19 protein-coding genes and 1 riboswitch are annotated in these 19,502 nt (G+C 63.4%); of the genes, 7 read left to right on the top strand and 12 right to left on the bottom strand.

What is annotated here, in order from left to right; all coding sequences use genetic code 11:
• Nucleotide 1: 1 nt before the first annotated feature.
• Genes folD through purU form a run of 3 tightly spaced genes read right to left on the bottom strand, consistent with a single transcriptional unit; the run spans nucleotide 2 to nucleotide 3,089 of the window.
• A complete protein-coding gene (gene folD / locus NLM15_RS14370; RefSeq protein WP_254117724.1) occupies nucleotides 2-907 on the bottom strand; it encodes a bifunctional methylenetetrahydrofolate dehydrogenase/methenyltetrahydrofolate cyclohydrolase FolD in 906 nt (301 codons plus the stop codon).
• 9 nt (nucleotides 908-916) lie between these two features.
• Nucleotides 917-2,197 (bottom strand): glycine cleavage T C-terminal barrel domain-containing protein, encoded by a 1,281-nt coding sequence (locus NLM15_RS14365; protein ID WP_254117723.1) that lies wholly within the window; start codon nucleotides 2,195-2,197, stop codon nucleotides 917-919.
• A 19-nt stretch (nucleotides 2,198-2,216) separates the two neighbouring features.
• Nucleotides 2,217-3,089: a formyltetrahydrofolate deformylase gene (gene purU / locus NLM15_RS14360; RefSeq protein WP_254117722.1), complete on the bottom strand. Its 873-nt coding sequence runs from the start codon at nucleotides 3,087-3,089 to the stop codon at nucleotides 2,217-2,219.
• A 229-nt stretch (nucleotides 3,090-3,318) separates the two neighbouring features.
• Between purU and NLM15_RS14355 the strand changes: the two genes are divergently transcribed.
• A complete protein-coding gene (locus tag NLM15_RS14355; RefSeq protein ID WP_254117721.1) occupies nucleotides 3,319-4,311 on the top strand; it encodes a LysR family transcriptional regulator in 993 nt (330 codons plus the stop codon).
• Between the two features lie 166 nt (nucleotides 4,312-4,477).
• Here the strand turns inward: NLM15_RS14355 and NLM15_RS14350 are convergent, their stop codons facing one another.
• From NLM15_RS14350 to NLM15_RS14330, 5 genes are all read right to left on the bottom strand, one after another.
• The gene (locus tag NLM15_RS14350) at nucleotides 4,478-5,224 is read right to left on the bottom strand and encodes a sulfite exporter TauE/SafE family protein (RefSeq protein ID WP_254117720.1); all 747 of its coding nucleotides are present in this window, start codon (nucleotides 5,222-5,224) and stop codon (nucleotides 4,478-4,480) included.
• A 177-nt stretch (nucleotides 5,225-5,401) separates the two neighbouring features.
• Nucleotides 5,402-6,091 (bottom strand): hypothetical protein, encoded by a 690-nt coding sequence (locus tag NLM15_RS14345; protein ID WP_254117719.1) that lies wholly within the window; start codon nucleotides 6,089-6,091, stop codon nucleotides 5,402-5,404.
• 61 nt (nucleotides 6,092-6,152) lie between these two features.
• Nucleotides 6,153-6,749: a superoxide dismutase gene (locus tag NLM15_RS14340; RefSeq protein WP_254117718.1), complete on the bottom strand. Its 597-nt coding sequence runs from the start codon at nucleotides 6,747-6,749 to the stop codon at nucleotides 6,153-6,155.
• A 28-nt stretch (nucleotides 6,750-6,777) separates the two neighbouring features.
• A complete protein-coding gene (locus NLM15_RS14335; RefSeq protein WP_254117717.1) occupies nucleotides 6,778-7,674 on the bottom strand; it encodes a DUF1259 domain-containing protein in 897 nt (298 codons plus the stop codon).
• Between the two features lie 108 nt (nucleotides 7,675-7,782).
• Nucleotides 7,783-8,016: a hypothetical protein gene (locus tag NLM15_RS14330; RefSeq protein WP_254117716.1), complete on the bottom strand. Its 234-nt coding sequence runs from the start codon at nucleotides 8,014-8,016 to the stop codon at nucleotides 7,783-7,785.
• Between NLM15_RS14330 and NLM15_RS14325 the strand changes: the two genes are divergently transcribed.
• Complete coding sequence (locus NLM15_RS14325; protein WP_254117715.1) at nucleotides 8,015-8,185, top strand: hypothetical protein; 171 nt, start codon at nucleotides 8,015-8,017, stop codon at nucleotides 8,183-8,185. The two genes, NLM15_RS14330 and NLM15_RS14325, sit on opposite strands and share 2 nt — an antisense overlap.
• Before the next feature lie 267 nt (nucleotides 8,186-8,452).
• Entirely contained in the window at nucleotides 8,453-9,523 is a 1,071-nt protein-coding gene (locus tag NLM15_RS14320) for a Cj0069 family protein (protein ID WP_254117714.1), read from the top strand.
• Between the two features lie 154 nt (nucleotides 9,524-9,677).
• Here the strand turns inward: NLM15_RS14320 and NLM15_RS14315 are convergent, their stop codons facing one another.
• Nucleotides 9,678-10,103 carry a hypothetical protein gene (locus NLM15_RS14315; RefSeq protein WP_254117713.1) on the bottom strand — a complete coding sequence of 142 codons (426 nt, stop codon included), beginning with the start codon at nucleotides 10,101-10,103 and terminating at the stop codon, nucleotides 9,678-9,680.
• 648 nt (nucleotides 10,104-10,751) lie between these two features.
• Between NLM15_RS14315 and NLM15_RS14310 the strand changes: the two genes are divergently transcribed.
• Entirely contained in the window at nucleotides 10,752-11,306 is a 555-nt protein-coding gene (locus tag NLM15_RS14310; RefSeq protein WP_254117712.1) for a hypothetical protein, read from the top strand.
• Nucleotides 11,307-11,382: 76 nt separating this feature from the next.
• Complete coding sequence (locus NLM15_RS14305) at nucleotides 11,383-12,069, top strand: ATP-dependent Clp protease proteolytic subunit (protein ID WP_254117711.1); 687 nt, start codon at nucleotides 11,383-11,385, stop codon at nucleotides 12,067-12,069.
• Nucleotides 12,070-12,071: 2 nt separating this feature from the next.
• On the opposite strand, the gene NLM15_RS14300 is transcribed toward NLM15_RS14305, so the two are convergent.
• Nucleotides 12,072-13,079, bottom strand: a complete 1,008-nt coding sequence (locus NLM15_RS14300) for a bifunctional 2-polyprenyl-6-hydroxyphenol methylase/3-demethylubiquinol 3-O-methyltransferase UbiG (protein WP_254117710.1) — start codon at nucleotides 13,077-13,079, stop codon at nucleotides 12,072-12,074.
• 295 nt (nucleotides 13,080-13,374) lie between these two features.
• Nucleotides 13,375-13,583: riboswitch (cobalamin riboswitch) on the top strand.
• Nucleotides 13,584-13,779: 196 nt separating this feature from the next.
• Between NLM15_RS14300 and NLM15_RS14295 the strand changes: the two genes are divergently transcribed.
• The gene (locus tag NLM15_RS14295; protein ID WP_256565695.1) at nucleotides 13,780-16,155 is read left to right on the top strand and encodes a TonB-dependent receptor domain-containing protein; all 2,376 of its coding nucleotides are present in this window, start codon (nucleotides 13,780-13,782) and stop codon (nucleotides 16,153-16,155) included.
• A 143-nt stretch (nucleotides 16,156-16,298) separates the two neighbouring features.
• The gene (locus NLM15_RS14290; RefSeq protein ID WP_254117708.1) at nucleotides 16,299-16,706 is read left to right on the top strand and encodes a GFA family protein; all 408 of its coding nucleotides are present in this window, start codon (nucleotides 16,299-16,301) and stop codon (nucleotides 16,704-16,706) included.
• A 134-nt stretch (nucleotides 16,707-16,840) separates the two neighbouring features.
• Here NLM15_RS14290 and NLM15_RS14285 read toward each other — a convergent pair whose 3' ends face one another.
• Together NLM15_RS14285 and NLM15_RS14280 are read right to left on the bottom strand one after the other, a co-directional pair.
• Nucleotides 16,841-18,010 (bottom strand): MFS transporter, encoded by a 1,170-nt coding sequence (locus NLM15_RS14285; protein WP_254117707.1) that lies wholly within the window; start codon nucleotides 18,008-18,010, stop codon nucleotides 16,841-16,843.
• Between the two features lie 81 nt (nucleotides 18,011-18,091).
• Nucleotides 18,092-19,459, bottom strand: coding sequence for an NAD(P)-binding domain-containing protein (locus tag NLM15_RS14280; protein ID WP_254117706.1), 1,368 nt, complete (start codon nucleotides 19,457-19,459; stop codon nucleotides 18,092-18,094).
• Nucleotides 19,460-19,502: the final 43 nt, after the last annotated feature.

The raw sequence follows: 19,502 nt of genomic DNA, 5'->3' as shown, positions 1-19,502 counted from the left end.
GTCAGGCCGCCGTCACGTCGACCTCCGCCGCCTTCGACCGGGCGGCTTCCATTTGGGCCGCACTCAAGGTGTTGGCGAGCAGGCAGGCGATGGTCATCGGCCCGACACCGCCGGGCACCGGCGTGATCGCGCCGGCGACTTCGATCGCCTCGTCGAAGGCCACGTCGCCGACGAGCTTGTCGGCACCTGCCCCGGACTTGATGCGGGTGATCCCCACGTCGATGACCGTCGCGCCCCGCTTGATGAAATGGCCCCGGATCAAACCAGGGACACCGGTCGCGACGACGAGGATGTCCGCTTCCCGGCATCTCCGTTCGAGATCGGTGGTACGGACATGCGCGATGGAAACCGTGCACAACTCCTGCAGCAGCAGCCGCGCCATCGGACGACCGACGACGTTCGACGCCCCGACGACAAGGGCTCCGAGCCCGGCAATGTCGTCATGCACCGACTTGATCAGACGCATCACGCCAAGCGGCGTGCACGGGACCAGCGCGCCCTGCATACCGGCCGCGATCCGTCCGACGTTCAACGGATTGAATCCGTCGACGTCCTTGTCCGGATGGATGGTGGTCACGACGCGCGCGGTGTCGATGTGCGGCGGCAGCGGAAACTGGACGAGAATGCCGCTCACCGCCGCGTCCCGGTTCAACCCCTCGATCAGATCCAGAAGCGCTGCTTCCGTCGTACCCGCATCGAGCTGAAAGCGACGTGAGCGCATGCCGACGGCCTCGGTCTGCTTCACCTTGTTCGCGACGTAGACGTGACTCGCGGGATCGTCGCCGATCAGCACGACCGCCAATTCCGGCGCCGCCACGCCGCCGGCGACGAGGGCGGCGACGCCCTCGGCCACGTCCTTTCGAACGCCGGCAGCAAGCGACTTGCCATCGATGATGCGCGCGGTCATGGCTGCGCCTCAGACCTTGGACAGGTCAGCGCGGCGATTGTCTTTCTTGTACGGCGCCGGAGCGACCTTCGCACGGATATGCTTCTGTCGACGTCCCGGTTCGCCCCAGACCACGACAACCTCGGCGCCGATCTCGGCATGATCGACGTCGATGGTGCACAGCGACAGCATCTCGCGGAAGAAATAGCTGTAGCCCCGAGACGTCGTCACGCCGACGTCCTTTCCGCCACTCAACACGCGATCGGCGTACATGAAGCCGCGCTGGTCGCGGGGCATTTCCATGTACTGGTAAGGCTCCTGCTCCTTCTGGAACAGCGAGGCGTGGACGTCGGCCACGTCGCTTCCGTTCCAGACCAGCGTGCGGATCACGCGCCGCGGGCTGGCGAGCTCCTGCTCGAGCGCGGCGCGCCCGATGAACTCGTGGTCGAACTTGATGCTCTTGCCCCAGCCGAGCTCGACCGGGCTTCGATACCAGTCGGTTATGTCGTCGGACTGGAAGCTGCCGGCGATGTTGAACGTCGACGCGAAGCCCGGCATCGCGGCACGAAATTCGTCCTGATACTCCTTCATCTCATCGTCGAAGATCGCGGGCATGTAGTCGGTGACGATCGTCGGGAAGCAGGCTTCGAGATGGTTGATGAAGATCGCGCGGCCGCCGATGCGGCGGAGGCCGAACTCCTGGCCGGCGGCGACGATGGCGTCATAGACGGCCGCCGCCTGCGTCATCGAGCCTTGCAGCTCGAAGCCGATCTCGCCCGACATGCCCTGCCGCAACGCGAGCATCTTGCAGCCGGCGATCTCGATCTCACCCGAATGCATGAACTTCACGTCGCGCAACGACTGCTTCGAGATCTTCTCGAGCAACGCCAGGGACGTAGGTCCCTGGACCTGGAAATTGAACCAATCGTCGGCTTCGGACGTCACGTCGTAGTCGCCGTGACGCCTGACATAGTCGACCCAGAACGTGCCGCGTCCGAACAGCATGAATTCGTCGTCGGACAGGCGCGTGAGGATGCCTTCCGCGATGACCTTGCCCTGCCTGTTGGTATGGACGACGTGCTTCGATTGCCGGACGTCGAACTTCTGGAAGCTGTTGACTGAAGTGTCCGAGAACAGCTTCAAGGTATCGGGCCCCTTGAAGCGACGCTCCCAGAGGAACGACCAGTCGCCGATTGCGCAGGTCTCCTTCCACGACATGCTCTCGTCGATCCAGTCGGTATATTCCGGGAGGCCCCAGCGCGAGGTGAAGTAGCCTTCGGGCGTCCTGCGCATGCCCTTGGGTGTCAGCATGATGTCGTCTCCATTCTGCTCAGTCGGCGAACACGATGGTGCGTTCGCCATTGATGATGACGCGGTCCTCCAGGAAGAGGTGGACCGCGCGGGAAAGAACCCGGCGCTCGATGTCGCGGCCCTTGCGGACCAGATCTTCCGGCGTGTCGCGATGGCTGACGCGTTCGACGTCCTGTTCGATGATCGGGCCTTCGTCGAGATCTCCCGTCGCGAAATGCGCGGTCGCGCCGATCAGCTTCACGCCGCGCGCATGCGCCTGGTGATAAGGTTTGGCGCCCTTGAATCCCGGCAGGAAGCTGTGGTGGATGTTGATGCAGCGCCCCGCCAGGTGGCGGGAGAGATCGTCCGAGAGGATCTGCATGTAGCGCGCGAGGACGACGAGATCGGCCCGCGTCTGCGCGACAATCGCCTTGATCTGCGCCTCCTGCTCGATCTTCGTATCCCTGGTGACAGGGAGGTGATGGAAGGGAATGTCGCCCACCAGGCTGACCGTGAGCGCCGAGCGCGGATGGTTCGAGACGATCCCGACGACGTCCATGTGGAGTTCGCCGAGCCGATGGCGGTAGAGAAGATCGCCGAGGCAGTGGTCGAATTTGGAGACGAACAGCAGGACGCGCTTGCGCTCGGCCTGCGCGCGGAGCTTCCATTCCATCCCGAACTTCCGGGCGATGGCCTCGATCCCGGCCCGCACTCCCCGGGCGCCGTCTTCCGAGAGGGCCACGCCGACCCTCATGAAGAAGCGCTCGCTCATGATCTCGTCGACTTGCGCGGCCTCGACGATGTTGCCGCCGTTCTCGAACAGGCAGCGCGAGACGTCGGCCACGATCCCGGGCACATCACGGCACGAAAGCGTGAGGATGTAGTTCGACCTCGATGCAGTTTCAGCGAGCATAAATCGACAGTTCCTCGCGGCCACGGACGACCGGCTTCCGGCCGCACCGATGCGATGAGCGGATGTTGAGCGGGTGAGAGGCGGACTGGTGGCTGAGAGGCCGCGTGTCCATGGGACTACGCCTCTGATTTCACTCCCAAAGCCGCCTCTGCGGGACGTTGCGGGGGCACCATCACGCAGAACGCCGTCATTGAAAATCCGGTATTATTCAATACAAGCTATCAGGATTATGGATATCAGACGGCTCGACCTGAACCTGCTGCTCCTGCTTGACGGGCTGTTCCGCGCGCAGAACCTGTCGGCGGTGTCGCGCCAGCTCGGCATGAGCCAGCCGATGGCCAGTGCCGGCTTGCGAAAGCTGCGGGATTTCTTTGGCGATCCGCTGTTTCTGTCGACGGGACGCGGCATGAGGCCTACGCCGTTCGCGGAATCCATCGCCGAGGCGGTGCGGGTCGTGCTTGCGACGGTCGATCAGCAGATCCTGCGCAAACCGCGCTTCGTGCCGGAGGAAAGCGACCGCGTGTTCACCGTTACGACGTCGGACATCGGCGTTCTGATCTTCATCCCGCCTATCCTGCAACGCATCCGCACGATGGCTCCCCGCGCGAGCCTGCGATGCGTACCGACATCCCATGAGCAGCTCGAGGACGCGCTCGAACGCGGCGAGATCGATCTCGCGATCGGGTATTTTCCCGACCTCGTTGGTCCGAACATCGTGACCGAAGATCTGTTCGATCACCCCTTCACCTGCATCGTCCGCAAGGACCATCCGACGATCGGTGACACCCTCTCGCTCGAGCAGTTTCTCGCGGCGGACCATATCGCCGTCAACCAGCAGGGGCGAAGTCAGGAGATCTTCGAAAGGCGGGTCCGGGAGCTCAAGTTGCAGCGCCGCGTCGTCCTGCACCTGCCGCATTTCATGAGCGTGCCGCAACTGGTCGCGACCAGCGACATGATCTCCACGGTGCCGTTCTCGCTCGGGGCCTGGTACGCGGACGCGGGCTTGAAGCTCCTGCCGCCGCCGGTCTCCATACCTCTGATCGAATTGAGGCAGCACTGGCACCGCCGGATGGACAACGAACCCGCGGTCCGCTGGCTGCAATCGATCGTGGCCGAGGAACTTCGCGATCGTGACCCCGCGCTGGCGATGTCGGCCGATTACGCCAAGTCCCGCGCCAAGGCTGCGAGGCCCGCGCCAGAAGGCAAGTTGCGGCGCCGGTGATGCGCGGTGCTCCGCTAATTGACCGGTCGGGTCAAAGCGGCGGCCTTCTTCAACAAAATCCCAAGTCAAATCCGAAGTAAAATCTACAGTATGAGGATGGCAGCATCGAACGTTTCGTCAAACCCGCGCGGAGCAATCCGCTGCGGGTTTTTTCATGTTGAGGCGATTATCGGAGGGCGAGCTGCAGCACCGACGCCACCAACGACAAGCCCGCGACCAGCAAGAGCGCCAACACGGTCTTGCGGAAGGTCTCGTCGTTGATCTTGCCGAAAAGTTTGAAGCCGGACCAAAGGCCGGCGACCATGAAGGGAACGCCTAATGCATAGAGCGTCAGTGTCTCCTTCGTAATGGTACCGGCGACGGCCTGAGAGCTCGAAATGACGACGAACGCCACGAACAGCACTGGCTGAAACACGGCGCGCTGCACGTCCTTAGGCCAACCACGCCATTGGCAGGAAATCGTCGAGATGACGCCGCCGAGCCCCGTCAGGCCGCCAAGCAAACCGTTGGAGACACCAATGGCGATATCGGCTCCGATTCCAATCTTCATTGGAGCGAATACGGGCTTCGTCAGGCCATAGATTGCATAGAGCACCAGCAGCACACCCACACCAAACCGGAGATAACCGGGGTTGAGGTAAGCGAGAATGCTGACCCCGATCGGTATGCCGATGATGGTCCCAAGCGCGAGCGGCCATGCCCTTCGCAGATCGAGGACATGCCGCAGCTTGAAAATGCCGTAACCTTGGGTGAGCAGTCCGTAGCCGGCGATCAAGGTCGCCGTCTGCATCGGCGTGATGATGTGCAGCCATACGCCCGACACCACGAGGCCCATGGCGAAGCCGGAAAAGCCGCTGACGAAGCCGCCGGCCAGCGCGGCAAGCGCAAAGAGAACAAAAACAAATCCATCCATGACGTCGCTCCCCCGAACGAGGTGGCGCGCGCTTGGATGGACATCCATCTAAGGGGGAGGTCGCGGATCCCCACTGCCCGAACTAGAAACCCGGAGGGCCAAGCTGTCAACCTGCGCGCACTCCTGAGTATTCCGCGACGTCGCCGGGTTGCGTCACGAAGAGCTGCGGACAGACGCCTATTTGATGCCACCATATGCCAAATCGTCGAACATCGTCACGCTATCCGCCTTGGTCCATAGACCGATCATGCCGGCGTTCGTGAGGGTGGCATCCTCCACCTCGAACAACGGCTGTCCGTCATAGGTCACCTTGAACCGGCTTCCCGCGAAATCGCAACGCAGCGCGTGCCATTGCCCGGACGACACCGGCGTGCTGATACCATAACCACCCTTGCGGCCGACGATGTCCAGCGACGTTCGAACGCCGCCGATCGTCTTGTAGAGCACGACGTTGTCCTCGAGCGCGTTGGCGCGGACGACGTAGTAATTATCGGCATCGCTCGCGCGCCAGATGATTCCTGCGGCGCGGTCCGCGGACCCGGCAACGGCCTTGAATTTCACCTCGACGAAGCCATCGCGGATGGCGGTATCGCTCTTGATGGCCAGCGGAAAAGTCGCCTGTCCGGATTGCTTGAGGACGTTCGGCTTGCTTGGCGCCGAGGGCTCGGCCTCGACGGTCCATTTCGGCTCTCCCCGACCCGTCATGGTGAGAATCCATCCTACGGGTGGCATTCCGGCAGGCGCGTCGTCGAAATTCGAAATCTGGGTCATGGTGTTCCCTCCCACTAACAAAGCAAGGACGGACGCCAGAGCAAGCCTCGCCCATGCAGACGGTCGAAGCGGAAACGCCAAGGCGGTGCAGATCATCGGCTGTCCTGATCCCCGAACCGGTCAGCTGTCATGTCGGACGCCTTTCCATGGCCACTCCTCAGATTTCACCGGCGTATCGATTGTACAGTTCGGCAGCGTTGTCCCAGCGAATGGCCTCCATGTAGACGTCCACGTAGCGCGCGGCCGCAGCGCCGAAGTCCATGTGATAGGCGTGCTCGTACATGTCGAGCACCAGGACCGGACGGCCGCCGGCGAGCGTCGTCGTATGATCGGCAGCCCATTGGTTGACGAGCTTCCTGTCGCGAGGGGAATAGGACAGGATCACCCAACCCGAGCCGCCGCCTTCCGCCTTGCCCATCGCCGAAAATTCCGTCCTCCAGCGCTCGATGCTGCCGAAGTCGCGCGCGATCGCATCGGCGAAAGCGCCGCTTGGCCTGTCGGCGCCGCCAAGACCATCGAAGTAGATCTCGTGCAGGATCATCGAATTCGCTGCGATCAGCTCCTCGCGCTTCAGGCCGTTGATGACGAAGTTCGGCGCCTTGGCGAAGTCGAGCTCCGCGAGTTGAGCGGTGATCGCATTGACGCGCTTTACCGCGCCGCCGTAGTTGTTCTCGTAGTGGCTGACCAGCACCTTTTCAGAGATGCCGCTGATCGACTTCGGATCGAACGGCATCGGCTTGATTTCGTAAGGCATCGGACGTCTCCCTCCTTCATTCCCTGGTTCAACTCTTTGTGCTGGCGGTCTTGTCCAGGGCCGCCCGCAAGCCTTCGGCGAGCTTGACGGCGTCGTCGTTGGCCCAGAAGTGCATGAAGAACAGGCGCGGCTGCTCATTCAGCATGTGGCTATGCAGCGCGGTCACTTCGATACCGTGCGTCCGGAGCGCGAGAATCACCGGATTCACCTCCTCGCCGGTCAGCACGAAGTCGCCTGTGATGGCCGCCTTTCCTCCGCCCGTCGGCTGGAAGTTGATGCCGATCGCAACGCCCATCGGACCGACGGGGGTCAGCAGCACGTCGTCTTGCGTGATCGGGTCGCGTCGCTTCACGTTGAATTGGTAGACGCCGCCATTGGCTTGTCCCCTCACGCCGATGATCTGGTCGAGTTTTGCAGTGTCGAGATCCACGACAGGCGGCGGGCTCGACGGCGCCGCGGCGGTCAACGGGGTCTTGCTTTCGGCAAGTGCGTCGTGGATTGCCGAGGCCAGCTTGACAGGGTCCCCGTGTCCGGCGACGTGCATGTAGAACGTCGCCGGGCTCGCGCGTAGAAGGTGATTGTGGATGGCGGTGATCTCGAGGCCGCTCGCGATCATTTTCGCCATCACCGGATTGATCTCGGTTTCGAGCAGCACAAGATCGCCCATGACCATGGCACCGCCATGCCCCGGCTTGAACGCGACCCAGCCGCCGAGCGCCAGCGCCGGCTTGATCGTCACTCCGTCGAGAGTCACGGAGAGGTCGCTACGGGGAAAGCCGTACCTGTGCACATCGTCTGAAACGGCGGGCTTGCGGCCCAGTGTCTCATCGACCTTCTGCCAGTCGACGTTCTGCGCTTGAACCGTCGGGACGAGGCCGAGGAGGCAGGCGCCGAGACCGGCGAGCGCGAAGAGCGTGCTTCTCATGATTTCACTCCTGAGTCTTGAGACAATCATTCGAGCCCGCGGCGTACGTCGCGATACCGGGCGACAAGACCATCGCGCAGGCGAAAGCCATCATCTTCATGTCGTGCCTCAGTTTCGTTCCTTGATCTGTCCGCTGCTATCGATCACGAGCCGCACTTCCTTGCCGTTCTTCATCGCCCTGGCGGTCGTGCCTTCGGCCGTCGACTTGATCTCGCCGACTTGCGAGTAACCGGCGGCTTGAATCCTGGTGATCAGCTCGTCTTGAGTCAGCGCGCGTGCCGTCGGCACGCCCCCCGTGACCGCCAGAAGCAGAAGGGTGTGAAGGATTGTCCGTGTTCGCATGATCATTCTCCTGGTGGTATCCCTGCCCCAGGTGAAGTGTTCCGCGAATCGATCGCAGGTCCGTGCCCGCAACGACGCGCGCGCCGCCACGCAGCGGCGCGCCGTGCTTGACCGATACCAAGAGTGGAATGAGATCGAGATGGCGGATGACATGCTGCGTCCCTGGTGAAAGGCAGGACGCGATTCTTCGGCATGTCGCCTCGCGGGGAGATCGCAAGTCCCCGTCGCGCTCAATAGAAACCGGGAGGGCCCGGCTGTCAACCGGTGCCCGCGCGAGGTCACGTCACGAACAGTTCACACTCCGGATGGAACTGCGACAACGACGGCTTGAAATCTGAACGCCATCTCACGTAGATTGTCCGCATGGGGACGAAGCAGACTCCCCGTGAGACTTCGGTCCAAGATCTGCGCAGCACGCCATTTATGGAGCTTGCGCATGGACATCTCCTCTCCTCCGAAAACAATCGCCATCCTCTCGCGCGGGGATGCCGCTGCACGGGCGGACGCAACGGCGCAGAACAGCCGTTTCGTCCGCGTCTTCGAGGCCCTCGCCGCTATCGGCATCGACGCCCGGCCGGTCATCTACGACGAAACCTTCGCCGACGTCGTCCGCGATCAATTGCTCGCGGTCGATGGCGTGCTCGTCTGGGTCGATCCGATCCATCAGGGCAAGACGCGCGCCGAACTCGATCCCCTGCTTCGCGATGTTGCGGCACAGGGACCATGGGTGAGCGCGCATCCCGACGTCATCCTGAAGATGGGCGTCAAGGAGGTGCTGTACCGAACGCGGCATCTCGGCTGGGGCGCAGATACCCATCGCTATGACAGCGCCGCCGCGTTCCGCGCCGAATTTCCGGCGCGCCTTCGGACGAACGGTCCGCGCGTGCTGAAGCAAAATCGCGGCAACGGCGGCCAGGGCGTCTGGAAGGTCGAGGCGCTGCCAAACAGGGAGGCCGTTGTCCGGGTGCTCCATGCGCAACGCGGCAGCATGCCCGAGGACGTGCCGCTCGAAACGTTCATCGCGCGATGCGAGCCGTATTTCGGCTGGGGCGGCTGTCTCATCGACCAGATTTTTCAACCCCGCCTGCCCGACGGAATGATCCGCTGTTACATGAGCGGCGCCAAGGTCGCAGGCTTCGGGCACCAACGGATCAAGGCCCTGATCCCACCGCCGCCCGAAGGCCCGGACTCCGCCGAAGCGCAGCCGGGCCCGCGGATCATGCACGGACCCGATGCGCCGCAATTTCAGACGCTCCGAAGGTCGATGGAGGACGAATGGACGCCGGGCATGACGGAGCTGCTGAGCATCGGCGAACCGTCGCTCCCTGTCATCTGGGACGCGGACTTTCTCTACGGCCCGAAAGACGCGGCCGGTGCCGACACGTACGTCTTGTGCGAGATCAACGCCAGCTCCTGCTTCGCGATCCCTGACGAAGCCCCGGCGGCGATTGCACGGACCGTGAAACATCGCCTTGTGCAAGCGAAGGACACCGCTTTCAGCAGCTAGGAACTCAGGGAACACCCTGCGGCATCCCCGGCTGAGGCAATCTGCCCCGGCCAGGGGACCAGCCGAACCCAGCACGATCATCACGGTCAAAGCCGTCGGCTCGAAGGTCTTTGCCTTCGACGCCGGTGGAGGCGAGCGAGAGGGTGTAGTGAGGCTATCTCTCCTCGGTCGGATGCACCCATTTGTACGGCGTGATGCTTCGCGTCGCGGTCAGCTTGATCATGTGAACAGGCGGTGCGGAACGTCCCTTGCGGCATGACCGGCACTTGAGCGACGCTTCGAGCTTCCAGATTGGCGTATCGCGCGGACGGCGGATCGCATCGAGCGGCAGGCTCGCACGCGACTTGCACCTGTTGCACTCGACCTCGAGCCAGCCCATGCCGCCGTTGAGACATTGCGCGATGGTCGGAGACGGCTGCGAGGGACCGCCGTACCCTTCCATGCGGACCGACCAAGCTTCGGCTTCGGCCCGATCGGCCTCACGGACGGCCTTCTTCGCCTCCTCGCGGGCATGCCTGGCGGAAATCTCCGCGCCCATGATCCGGCCGCCCCAGATGACCTCTCGTGATTTCGTCCCCATGCACGACATGAAAGCGACGCGCGACCGCGTTGGCAAATTATCGATCGCTAGTAGGTCGGATCTGCAATTCGATACTGCGTGTCGTGGGTGTGGACAACCGACGTTGCAGATTCTGTCGGGAAGCGACGCTGCCAAGCGGTTGGAACAGTCGCTCGTCTCCGCAGTTTCTTCAACTGGAGGAAACGCAGATGAAAACATCAACCCTTGCTTTAGCGCTTCTGCTGGCCTGCTCGACCGGTTCTGCCTCGGCGCACAGCGTCAAACGCCATCACCATCACGGCTGGTCCAACTCGATGAACATGATGCATGGCCCCGGCCGAACGGCGGCCCGCTCCGACCCGAACGGGACGGCGGGCGGTCCGACCAGCGTCAGCGGAACCGGCTCGTCAAAGTTCGGCGGACAAATCCCGGGAGCCAGCAGAGCGGCCCGACAGTAGGTCTGCTCCGCCAGGCGACGCCCTAGTCACACCCGCGCGGAGCAATCCGCCGCGGGTTTTTTCATGTCGCCGGCATATCCGCGCGTCGCGACCGGGCTCGCGCCGCCTCGTGCTTAACGATGTCTGAATCACGAGAATTCGCCGATGCGTCTTAGCCAAATCTTACGGGGATCGCCCTTAGGTTGCCGGCGACTTGTCAGGAGTGATCCCAATGTCGTTCGGCAAGCGTCAATCCGGATTTGCTGCCGCTGCACCGGCTTTCAACACCGACATCGCCGTCGCACATGGCCAGGTCGCCACCGAGACGGCCGAGGCGACCGGCCACCCGTTTCGCTGGCTCATCATGCTCGTTGCCTGCGGCGCCATGCTCTACGGACTTGTCGCGAGCTATGGTCCGGACATCCTGCGCGACCATCGCCTGGCCGGAACGTGGCAACCGGCGTATGATTTGCGCGCCACGGAGGGGAAGTGCGAGCGAACGAACTTCGTGGTCACGTTCTGCAGCGCCAAGATCAAATCGGTCGCAAGGCCCGATGATCCGCCCAGCACCCATCGTTTCCTGATGTTTTTTGCGAGCGGCGGCGGAGAGGCTCTCGCTCCGGTGCGCTCGACGATCGACCGCAACGCGGTCTCGATCTTCTACGCGGCGGAAACGAAGCTCCGGAACCGTACGCTGTCGTTCATCTTCTCGGCGGGAATACTGGCCCTGTTCACCATGCTCGGGATGTTCCTGTTCTGGAGAGCGGCCAATTCGTTCAGTCCGTGATGTCCGCCAAGAGCATCCCGGGATTTATTCGCGGCACTCCGCAGGTCACGCCATGTCAGGATTGAGCAGGTAGGCCGTGTCGCGGTTCATCATTCTCGGTGGCGCCTGCTGCGCCTTGCTCTATTGGATCTTTTTCCAGCCGTCCTCCGGCTCCGGAGACGTGGCCTCGCGACAGACCTTGTCCATCAGCGAAGAGCAGGACCGCATCGTGCTCGGCTGGAGCGGGCCCGTGCAGGAGCCGATGAGCGAACGTATCGCCGCTGCCCTCGATCGTTACAAGGACGATCGGCGCCGGCTCGTCCTCATCCTGAACTCGCCGGGCGGCTCGATCCAGCATGGGCGCAAGGTCGTCGCCGCGATCCGTGCGCGTGATCGCGCGATCGATACGCTCGTCCAGAAAGCCGGTGTCTGCGCTTCGATGTGCGTTCCGATTTTTCTCGCCGGCACGACGCGCATGGCCGATCCCGACTCCTACTTCATGTTTCACCAGGCCAGCCTGACCAGCAGCGCAGAGGAAAACATGAAGCGAAAGGAGCTCGGCGATGCCGAGAAAACCCTCCTCTCGCAGACCGTCAAGATCATCGAGACCCAAGCCACCGACGAGTTATTCCGTAACGATATCGGCATTCGCGGCGTCAACGCCGTCTGGCTTGCCAGCATGCGCAGGAAAATCTCGGGCCGCGATATCTGGATGAGCGGTCAGGACCTCGTCGCCGAGGGCTCCGGCATCGTCGACAGTCTCGTTCGCACGCCAGCGCGCTAGCGTCACAGGCCTTTGTCGATCATCACCCAGAGCGCGCTCCCCAGCGTCGATGAGTGCCTGAGCGCGTAGGCCCATGCCGGCCAACGTGTTGGTGAAAGCGCAAGCGCGAGCACAGCTTGCCCGATCCGCTGCGCCCTGCCCCGCGGCAGGCCGCGCACGAACTCGCAGACGCTGCCCGGCTTCTCGGCCCTTCGCAAAAAGCTGTCTACGATGTCCTCCTTGAGGAACTTCAGGAGGTTGAATGGTTCCCGCTCGCAGATGGTCAATTGCAGGCCATGTCGCCGACATACGGCATCAAACGCTTCCTTCGTCCAGCGACCAATGTGGTTCGGCGGCATGTCTATGAGCGACCCATGGCACTCCATGTAGTTCGTTCGGATTTCGTTCGGCACGGCGATGAAGACAGAGCCTTTCGCCTTGAGGAGGTATTTCAATCGAGCGAAGACGTCATCTACCCGGTCCATGTGCTCGAACACCTGAAACATGAAGATGACGTCGAAGGCCTCCTTCATGGGGGCGAAGCCCTCCTCTCGAAAGTCGACCGAAAAGGTCTTGTAGCCTTTCGATCGCAATGCCTGTTGCGCCGTTTCGTTGTAGTCGACCGCGTAAATATCGGACGCGTGAAAGAATCTGTCCTTGATGTGATCGAGAAAATACCCGAACCCCGCCCCCACATCGATCGCAGTTTTTCCGGCGGTGCCGAGGCCGTTCAGCTCTTCGATTGTCCTTGCATACTCCCATTTCATGGCTGGATAGGAAGGGTGCGGCGCGGCCAGGTTATAAAACTCCGCGCCCCCCGCGACGAAGGGATCTGCAAAACCGAATCCGCAATCTGCGCATTTGCGGATATCGCAGGTGTCGCGCCCCCAGAGAACCGACAGGTGGTGTGTTAATTTTCGAAAGCGATCCGGATACTGGCGCGGATTGACGAAGGATCGAGAGGCCTGATCTGCGGTCACTTCGAATAATTTGGCAGTTGATGCATTGCCACATGCCGGACAAGTGCTCATCTCTCCCGACCTCATTCAGACCTTTTGACGAAGAGTGGTCGCGTTCAACTGTCTCGTCATCATTCAAATGAAGGCTGTCGAAGGCGAGTTCGGGGCCGCGGACAAGCGGAGGTAGACCGGTTGCGGCGCACAGGCGCCTTCCTGACAGCCGCGGCTCACCCGCGTAGACCGGAAGTGGCCGGGCGCTGGAGCTGCGACCAGGCGACAGCTCGGGCAAAACAGCAACACAATGCCGCCATCGCAGCACCAGCCAGCCGAAGAGGCCCGGCGGATGTTGACGGGCTCATCGCCGGATGCCAGTTTCGTGATCGGTAGTGTCCGCAAGGGCTACTTAAGGGAATGCGGTGCGTCCACATCGGTGGGCAATTCCGCGGCTGCCCCCGCAACTGTAGGCGGATAGCCGACGACCAAACGAACCACTGGAGCCCCGCTTGGGCCTCTGGGAAGGCGGTCGAAGGCGATGACCCGCGAGCCAGGAAACCTGCTGCCAGCCATGAGTCACGCGCGAACGCATTGGGCGGGGTGCCCCGATGTCTTGAAGTAGCCGGTGCATCTGCCGCCTGGGGCGAAGGCAGATGACTAAGGCAACCGCGGTGACGGTCTGTTTGCGTCGCCGCAGAGCGTTGTTGTGCAAAATCTTCATTTCGATGCCGGCATTGCGCCGGGGTATTGGCGTGTCCGGATCAGCGTCTCGCAGGCCATGCCTGCCGTGCTCGCCTTGCTGCTCTCGACATCGCTGTCCTCCGTCGCGGTGGCGCAGGCCGCGGCCCGCGATAACGCCTCCCGCGAGATCGACCCGGTGACCGTCTCTCCGGCCACACCCAGGCCGGCTCCTGCTGTCAGCCCCGGCAATCAGAGGTCGCGGACCGCGCGCCGGGCCACGGGGCGCAATCGCGCCGCCTCAGCCGTCGCCGTTCCGGCAACCCAGTCTCCGAGCGATCAGGTGCAGACGCCGCTCAACACGGCCGCCGTCACCGAGGTCGGCTCCCGGCTCGGGATCACGGCACGGGAAACGCCGGCGACCGTCGAGGTCATCGACCAGCAGACCATGCGGCTCCTCGGCATCAGGACCACCACTGACGCGGCCAAGGCGGCGGTCGGCGTGACCGGCGGCGATGCGCCCGGCGCACCCGCCATCTTCTCGATGCGCGGCTTTTCCGGCGACCAGATTTCCACCCTCTACAACGGCATTTCGATCGGGCCGTCGACCATGACCGGCCGCCCCATGGACACCGCCAATCTGCAGCAGGTGGAGATCATCAAGGGGCCTGACTCGCTGATCGCCGGCCTTGGCGCGACCGGCGGCGCCGTCAACTACGTGACCAAGGCGCCGCACACCGGGCCTGTCGTCAACGACGCGTTCGCGTCCTACGACTCCTTCAACGGCTATCGCGCCGGATACGGATCGGGCGGCAGCACGCTCGTCAACGGCCTCGACTACCGCTTCGACATCAGCCATTCCAACGACAAGAGCTTCATCGACGACACCTATGCGAAGCTCAGCAACGTCTCGGGACAGCTGAACTACCGCGTCAACGAGAGCTTGAAGATCTGGGGCGCGGCCGAATACAGGCAGGACAAGGACCGCTTCTACTGGGGCACGCCGCTGGTGCCCGCCAACGCGCCGGGCATCGTGCCGACATCGGGCATCGTCTCGGGCCAGTGGACCAACTACTATCTCAACGGCCACACCGGGACGCTCAACCCCGTCACCGTGGACGCGCGCACGCTCACCACCACCTACAACGTGCTCGACAATCACAGCGGCGCCAGCGAGCTCTGGCTGCGCAGCGGCTTCCAGTGGGACATCACCAACAACGTCTCGCTGCGGAGCCAGGTCTACGGCTATGATGCGCACCGGCACTGGTTCAACAACGAGATCAACTCGTTTGACGATTCCGGGCCGAACAACGTCTATCGCGAGCGGCTGGCGCTGGATCACGCGCAGCGGCTCTACGGCAACATCACCGACCTCACCGTCAATTCCAACTTCAGTGGGATGGACAACCGTTTCGTCGCCACCGTCATGGCCAGCAGCTCGCAGTTCAACGTCTCGCAGGACACCCTGTTCTTCTCGGACACGGTCGACCTGATCAATCCGGACCGCGGGCTTTACGGGCCACGCAGCGACGAGAAGATCTACACGCACCTCAACTCCGCCTCGCTCGCGTTCGAGGACCGGCTGAAGCTGACCTCGAGCTTCGCACTGATCGGCGGCATCCGCTTCGAGGACATCGAGCTGTCGCGCACGCGCTTCTCGCCGGACGGCGTGTTGCGCACCGACCGCGGCTATCCGTTCTCGAAGACGTTCAACCCGGTCACCGGCCGGGTCGGCTATACCTGGGAGGTCACCCCGGGCGTCATGCTGTACAGCCAGTACGCGACGGCGGCGGACCCGACGGTCGCCAACATCTTCATCCTCGCACCGCAGGTGCCACTGCTGCTGACGACGTCGCGCACCTACGAGACCGGCGTGAAGCTGCAATCGGCCGACAAGCGCGCGGAGGCCACGTTCTCGGCCTTCGACATCGAGCGCAAGAACGTCTACGTCCCCGAAAGCGGCATCGTCTTCAACGTCGCGGGCAAGATCGCCTCCAAGGGGGTCGAGATCGCCGCGGCGGTCAACCCGGTCGGCGGCCTGAAGCTCTGGGGCAACGTCGCCTTCGTGCAGTCGCGCTTCATCGACTTCAACTATGTCGACGGCAATGGCGACTTCCAATCCTATTCGGGCAAGACGCCGCCCAACGTTCCGAACTTCGTCGCCAATGCGGGGGCGTCCTACCGCTTCGACACGAAACTGCCGGTGGAGATCGGCGGCCTCGTCCGTCACGTCGGCGACCGCTTCAACTTCCAGGACAATCTGGTCACGATGAACGCCTACACGATCTTCGACGCGTTCGCGTTCGTCGATATCCCAAAAGCCTACTTCCCGGGCGTCGACCGGACCCGGATCAGCTTTCGCGTGAAGAACCTGACGAACAAGCTCTACGCGGCATGGGGCGATCCCGGCTATACCGATCAGATCATCCTGGGCGCGCCGCGCAGCTACGAGGTCGCGGCTTCATTCAGGTGGTGATGGACCGAATGCAATCACCACGACTGTGATGGCAGCAGTTGTCACGCGACAGTAGGACGCAATCGCACATCGATTACGCCGTTGAAGCAGCAAGTCTCGAGAGTTATCGATCGCCGAAACCGGCCTTCAATCGGGAGCAACGCATGAGCACCATCACCGGCGGCTGTCACTGTGGCGCAATCCGTTATCAGGTCGAGGGTGAGGCGATCGTGCATGCGCTGTGTCACTGCCGCGACTGCAGACTGCACGCCGGCGCTCCGGTCGTCGGCTGGACGATGTACGCGGATGATGCCGTCAAGGTGACGACGGGCGAGCCCAGGGTCTACACCTCCTCCGAACACGGCCGGCGGCACTTTTGCGGCAATTGCGGAACCGGCCTGTTCTACGTCAATGCCAACATGCTCCCCGGGGTCATCGACGTCCAGAGCGCGACCTACGACGATCCCGATGCCGTACCGGCGACGATGCACATCCAGGTCGCCGAACGTCTTCGCTGGATGGAACATGCGCACGAGCTGCCGGCGTTTGACCGCTATCCTCCGCAGCCGTAGCGGGGAGAGGTGACGCGGCACGGCTTCGCGCCAGCTTTTCGCGTTGCCGTCGTCGCTCGAGCGGCACGCATGCCAAGGCATTCATGACCGAGGCTGCCTCGCCTGGCCACCCGACAAGCCATCTCTTGAGTTCCTCAGCTCCGTCGCCCGCTCCCGCGTGCCCAGAGCAGCGCCAAGGGCCCCAGCGCTATCCCGGCCGCAAGGACGATGAACGCCAGCAGCCAGCCGTTCGCGTGCTGCGGGCCGCCTGCCATGTCGAGCGCGGCGCCCGTGCCCCAGGCACCAACGGCCGACAGGCCAAAGCCAACGGTGGAGTGCAAGGCCAGAGTTGCGCCACGGTGCTCGGGCACGGCCGCTGCGGACATGCCGGCAGTCAACGCGCCGGAATCGGCCGGCACCGTCAGGCCATAAAGGAGCAGAAGCAGTGCGAGTACCCATGCCGGAGCCGTCGCGTTGAGCCCGATGACCAGTGCAACGCAAGCCGATGCAATCATCACAACCGTGATCGCCCGATGTCGCCCGAATTTCAGCGCGGCTTCGTTGCCGAGGATACTGGCGGGCATCGAGATGACTGCGAAGCAGAAGCTCATCAGAACCGGCGTCATCCAGGACGGCGCACCTTGATGCGCAACAACGAAGGTCCAGAACCCGACCAGCCAGGTGCGGATGCCATAGAGTTCGAAGCAATGGGCGCCGTAACCGAAGATGTAACCGAGCGCCTCGCGGTTGGCGAAAACGGGCGCGAAGTTGAGCAGGCGCCCAGCCTTCGGCGCGGGCCGCCGCTCGTGCATCAGAAGGCACGCGATGACCATTGCGATCGGCCCGAACCCCGTGACGAGGAATGCGCTTCGCCATCCCCATTTGTCGGCGATGATCTGTGCCACCAGGAACGAGAGGCCGACGCCGACCGAGAAGCTCGACGTGTACAGCGTGACGGCCCGCGAGGTGTCGCCTGAGGGAAGCCGGTCGGTCAGCGCCTTCAGGCCGGGCATGTAGGCGCCGGCAAATCCGAGGCCTGCCAGCGACCAGATCGCAGTCCCCGACCAGAACCCTTGCGCGAAGATGCCGAACGCTGCAGTGGCGAGGCCACTGACGATCGAGCCCCAGAGCAGGACGAGCCGGGCATCGATCCGGTCGGTCAATGTCGTCAACACCGGCACCGCGAGCATGTAGCCGAACGCGTAACCGCTCGCCATCAAGCCGCCTTCGGCGGCGGAGAGGCCCCACGCCGGCATGAGATGCTGCGCCAGATTTGCGGACAACGTCACATGCGGCAGCAGATTGCCGACCTGGCCGATGCACATCACCGCAATCAGAGACCTGCCGCTCAGCTTATGAATTTTGTTCTCCCACCTGGAGGGGCGTCGATGTTGGCTGCACTTGCGTCATGAACAACCGCATCCCGCAGCACCGGCCTTCTTCGCCGATTCATCGGCGGCGCAGCAAGCCGAGGCCTCCTCCTTTGCTGGACCGCCGCAGCATCCCGTTGCGGCCCCTGACTCGACGCCGCCGCGTGTGCACACGCCAGTCTCCGGCAGATCGAGCTCGACCCGTGCCGCAGCCTCCTTGTCGCCCGCGATATCGGCGACGATGGAGCGGACCTGCTCGTATCCGGTCATCATCAGGAAGGTCGGCGCGCGGCCGTAGGATTTCATGCCGGCGAGATAGAAGCCCGGCTCGTCGTGCGCGAGCTCGCGCGCGCCGTGAGGGCGGACCGTCCCGCAGCTGTGCTCGTTGGGATCGATGAGCGGCGCAAGCGCGACCGGCGCCTCGATCGCCGGATCGAGCCGAAGCCGCAGCTCGGACAGGAACGAAAGATCGGGACGAAAGCCGGTCGAGACGACAAGCTCGTCGGCAACCACGCTCCGCGCACCGCAACAGGCGCCCGCCGAAACCTTGAGGCGGCCTTCGGTGTCCGAGACGTGAGTGACGCCGAAACCGGTCTCCACCTTGATCTTGCCGGCGGCCACGAGCGCGGCGAAGGCGGAGCCCAACTCGCCGCGGGCGGCAAGCTTGTCATTGCGACCGCCGCCGAAGGCTTTTGCGGGATCGGTGCCACGCAGTAGCCAGATGGCTTGCGTGCCGGGCACCTCGGCGGCGAGCTGCACGAGATCGATCAGCGTACCCACCGCCGAGTGACCGGCCCCGAGCACGGCCACGGTCTTGCCGGAATATCTGGCACGCTCGGCACCTCGCACATCCGGCATGCCATAGGCGATGCGGTCCGTGTGCTCGCGCTCGCCGATTGCGGGCAAGCCGTTGCCGCCGGCGGGGTTGGGAGAGAACCACGTGCCTGATGCGTCGATGACGGCATCGGCGCGCAGCACCTCGGGACCCCTGCCGTTCTGATAGCGGATTTCGAACGGCGCCCGCTCCCTGCCCTTCGTCTTTGCCTTGTCGAAGCCAGCGCGGCTGATGGCGGTGACGCGGCTGGACGTCCGGATCGTCTCGCGCAGCGGCGTGCGCGTGGCCAGCGGATCGAGGTAGCGCTCGAGCAGCTCACCGCCGGTCGGATAGGACTGTGGGTCAGGCGAATTCCAACCGGTCGGTGCGAGCAGACGCGTGGCAGCCTTGTCGACGTTGTACTGCCACGGCGAGAAGAGCTGGACGTGCTGCCATTGACGCATCGCGTGCCCGGCTTCGGGTCCGGCCTCGATCACGATGGGCGACATGCCGCGCTCGAGCACATGGGCGGCCGCTGCGAGACCGACAGGCCCCGCCCCGATGATGGCTACCGTCCTGTTGTCGCTCATTCGGCTTCTCCCATCTTTCTAGAATCATCGAATAATTGAGGTC

The organism is Bradyrhizobium sp. CCGB20, assembly GCF_024199855.1.
In the GTDB taxonomy this organism is placed as follows: Bacteria; Pseudomonadota; Alphaproteobacteria; order Rhizobiales; family Xanthobacteraceae; genus Bradyrhizobium.
The sequence above is the reverse complement of the archived record's forward strand: the minus strand, read 5'-3'. Positions and strand labels throughout refer to the sequence as shown.

Excerpts from the sequence above, each read along its gene's own strand:
- folD (WP_254117724.1), bottom strand. The coding sequence starts at position 907 with ATGACCGCGCGCATCATCGATGGCAAGTCGCTTGCTGCCGGCGTTCGA.
- NLM15_RS14365 (WP_254117723.1), bottom strand. The coding sequence starts at position 2,197 with ATGCTGACACCCAAGGGCATGCGCAGGACGCCCGAAGGCTACTTCACC.
- purU (WP_254117722.1), bottom strand. The coding sequence starts at position 3,089 with ATGCTCGCTGAAACTGCATCGAGGTCGAACTACATCCTCACGCTTTCG.
- NLM15_RS14355 (WP_254117721.1), top strand. The coding sequence starts at position 3,319 with ATGGATATCAGACGGCTCGACCTGAACCTGCTGCTCCTGCTTGACGGG.
- NLM15_RS14350 (WP_254117720.1), bottom strand. The coding sequence starts at position 5,224 with ATGGATGGATTTGTTTTTGTTCTCTTTGCGCTTGCCGCGCTGGCCGGC.
- NLM15_RS14345 (WP_254117719.1), bottom strand. The coding sequence starts at position 6,091 with ATGATCTGCACCGCCTTGGCGTTTCCGCTTCGACCGTCTGCATGGGCG.
- NLM15_RS14340 (WP_254117718.1), bottom strand. The coding sequence starts at position 6,749 with ATGCCTTACGAAATCAAGCCGATGCCGTTCGATCCGAAGTCGATCAGC.
- NLM15_RS14335 (WP_254117717.1), bottom strand. The coding sequence starts at position 7,674 with ATGAGAAGCACGCTCTTCGCGCTCGCCGGTCTCGGCGCCTGCCTCCTC.
- NLM15_RS14325 (WP_254117715.1), top strand. The coding sequence starts at position 8,015 with ATGATCATTCTCCTGGTGGTATCCCTGCCCCAGGTGAAGTGTTCCGCG.
- NLM15_RS14330 (WP_254117716.1), bottom strand. The coding sequence starts at position 8,016 with ATGCGAACACGGACAATCCTTCACACCCTTCTGCTTCTGGCGGTCACG.
- NLM15_RS14320 (WP_254117714.1), top strand. The coding sequence starts at position 8,453 with ATGGACATCTCCTCTCCTCCGAAAACAATCGCCATCCTCTCGCGCGGG.
- NLM15_RS14315 (WP_254117713.1), bottom strand. The coding sequence starts at position 10,103 with ATGGGGACGAAATCACGAGAGGTCATCTGGGGCGGCCGGATCATGGGC.
- NLM15_RS14310 (WP_254117712.1), top strand. The coding sequence starts at position 10,752 with ATGTCGTTCGGCAAGCGTCAATCCGGATTTGCTGCCGCTGCACCGGCT.
- NLM15_RS14300 (WP_254117710.1), bottom strand. The coding sequence starts at position 13,079 with ATGAGCACTTGTCCGGCATGTGGCAATGCATCAACTGCCAAATTATTC.
- NLM15_RS14295 (WP_256565695.1), top strand. The coding sequence starts at position 13,780 with ATGCCTGCCGTGCTCGCCTTGCTGCTCTCGACATCGCTGTCCTCCGTC.
- NLM15_RS14290 (WP_254117708.1), top strand. The coding sequence starts at position 16,299 with ATGAGCACCATCACCGGCGGCTGTCACTGTGGCGCAATCCGTTATCAG.
- NLM15_RS14285 (WP_254117707.1), bottom strand. The coding sequence starts at position 18,010 with ATGTGCATCGGCCAGGTCGGCAATCTGCTGCCGCATGTGACGTTGTCC.
- NLM15_RS14280 (WP_254117706.1), bottom strand. The coding sequence starts at position 19,459 with ATGAGCGACAACAGGACGGTAGCCATCATCGGGGCGGGGCCTGTCGGT.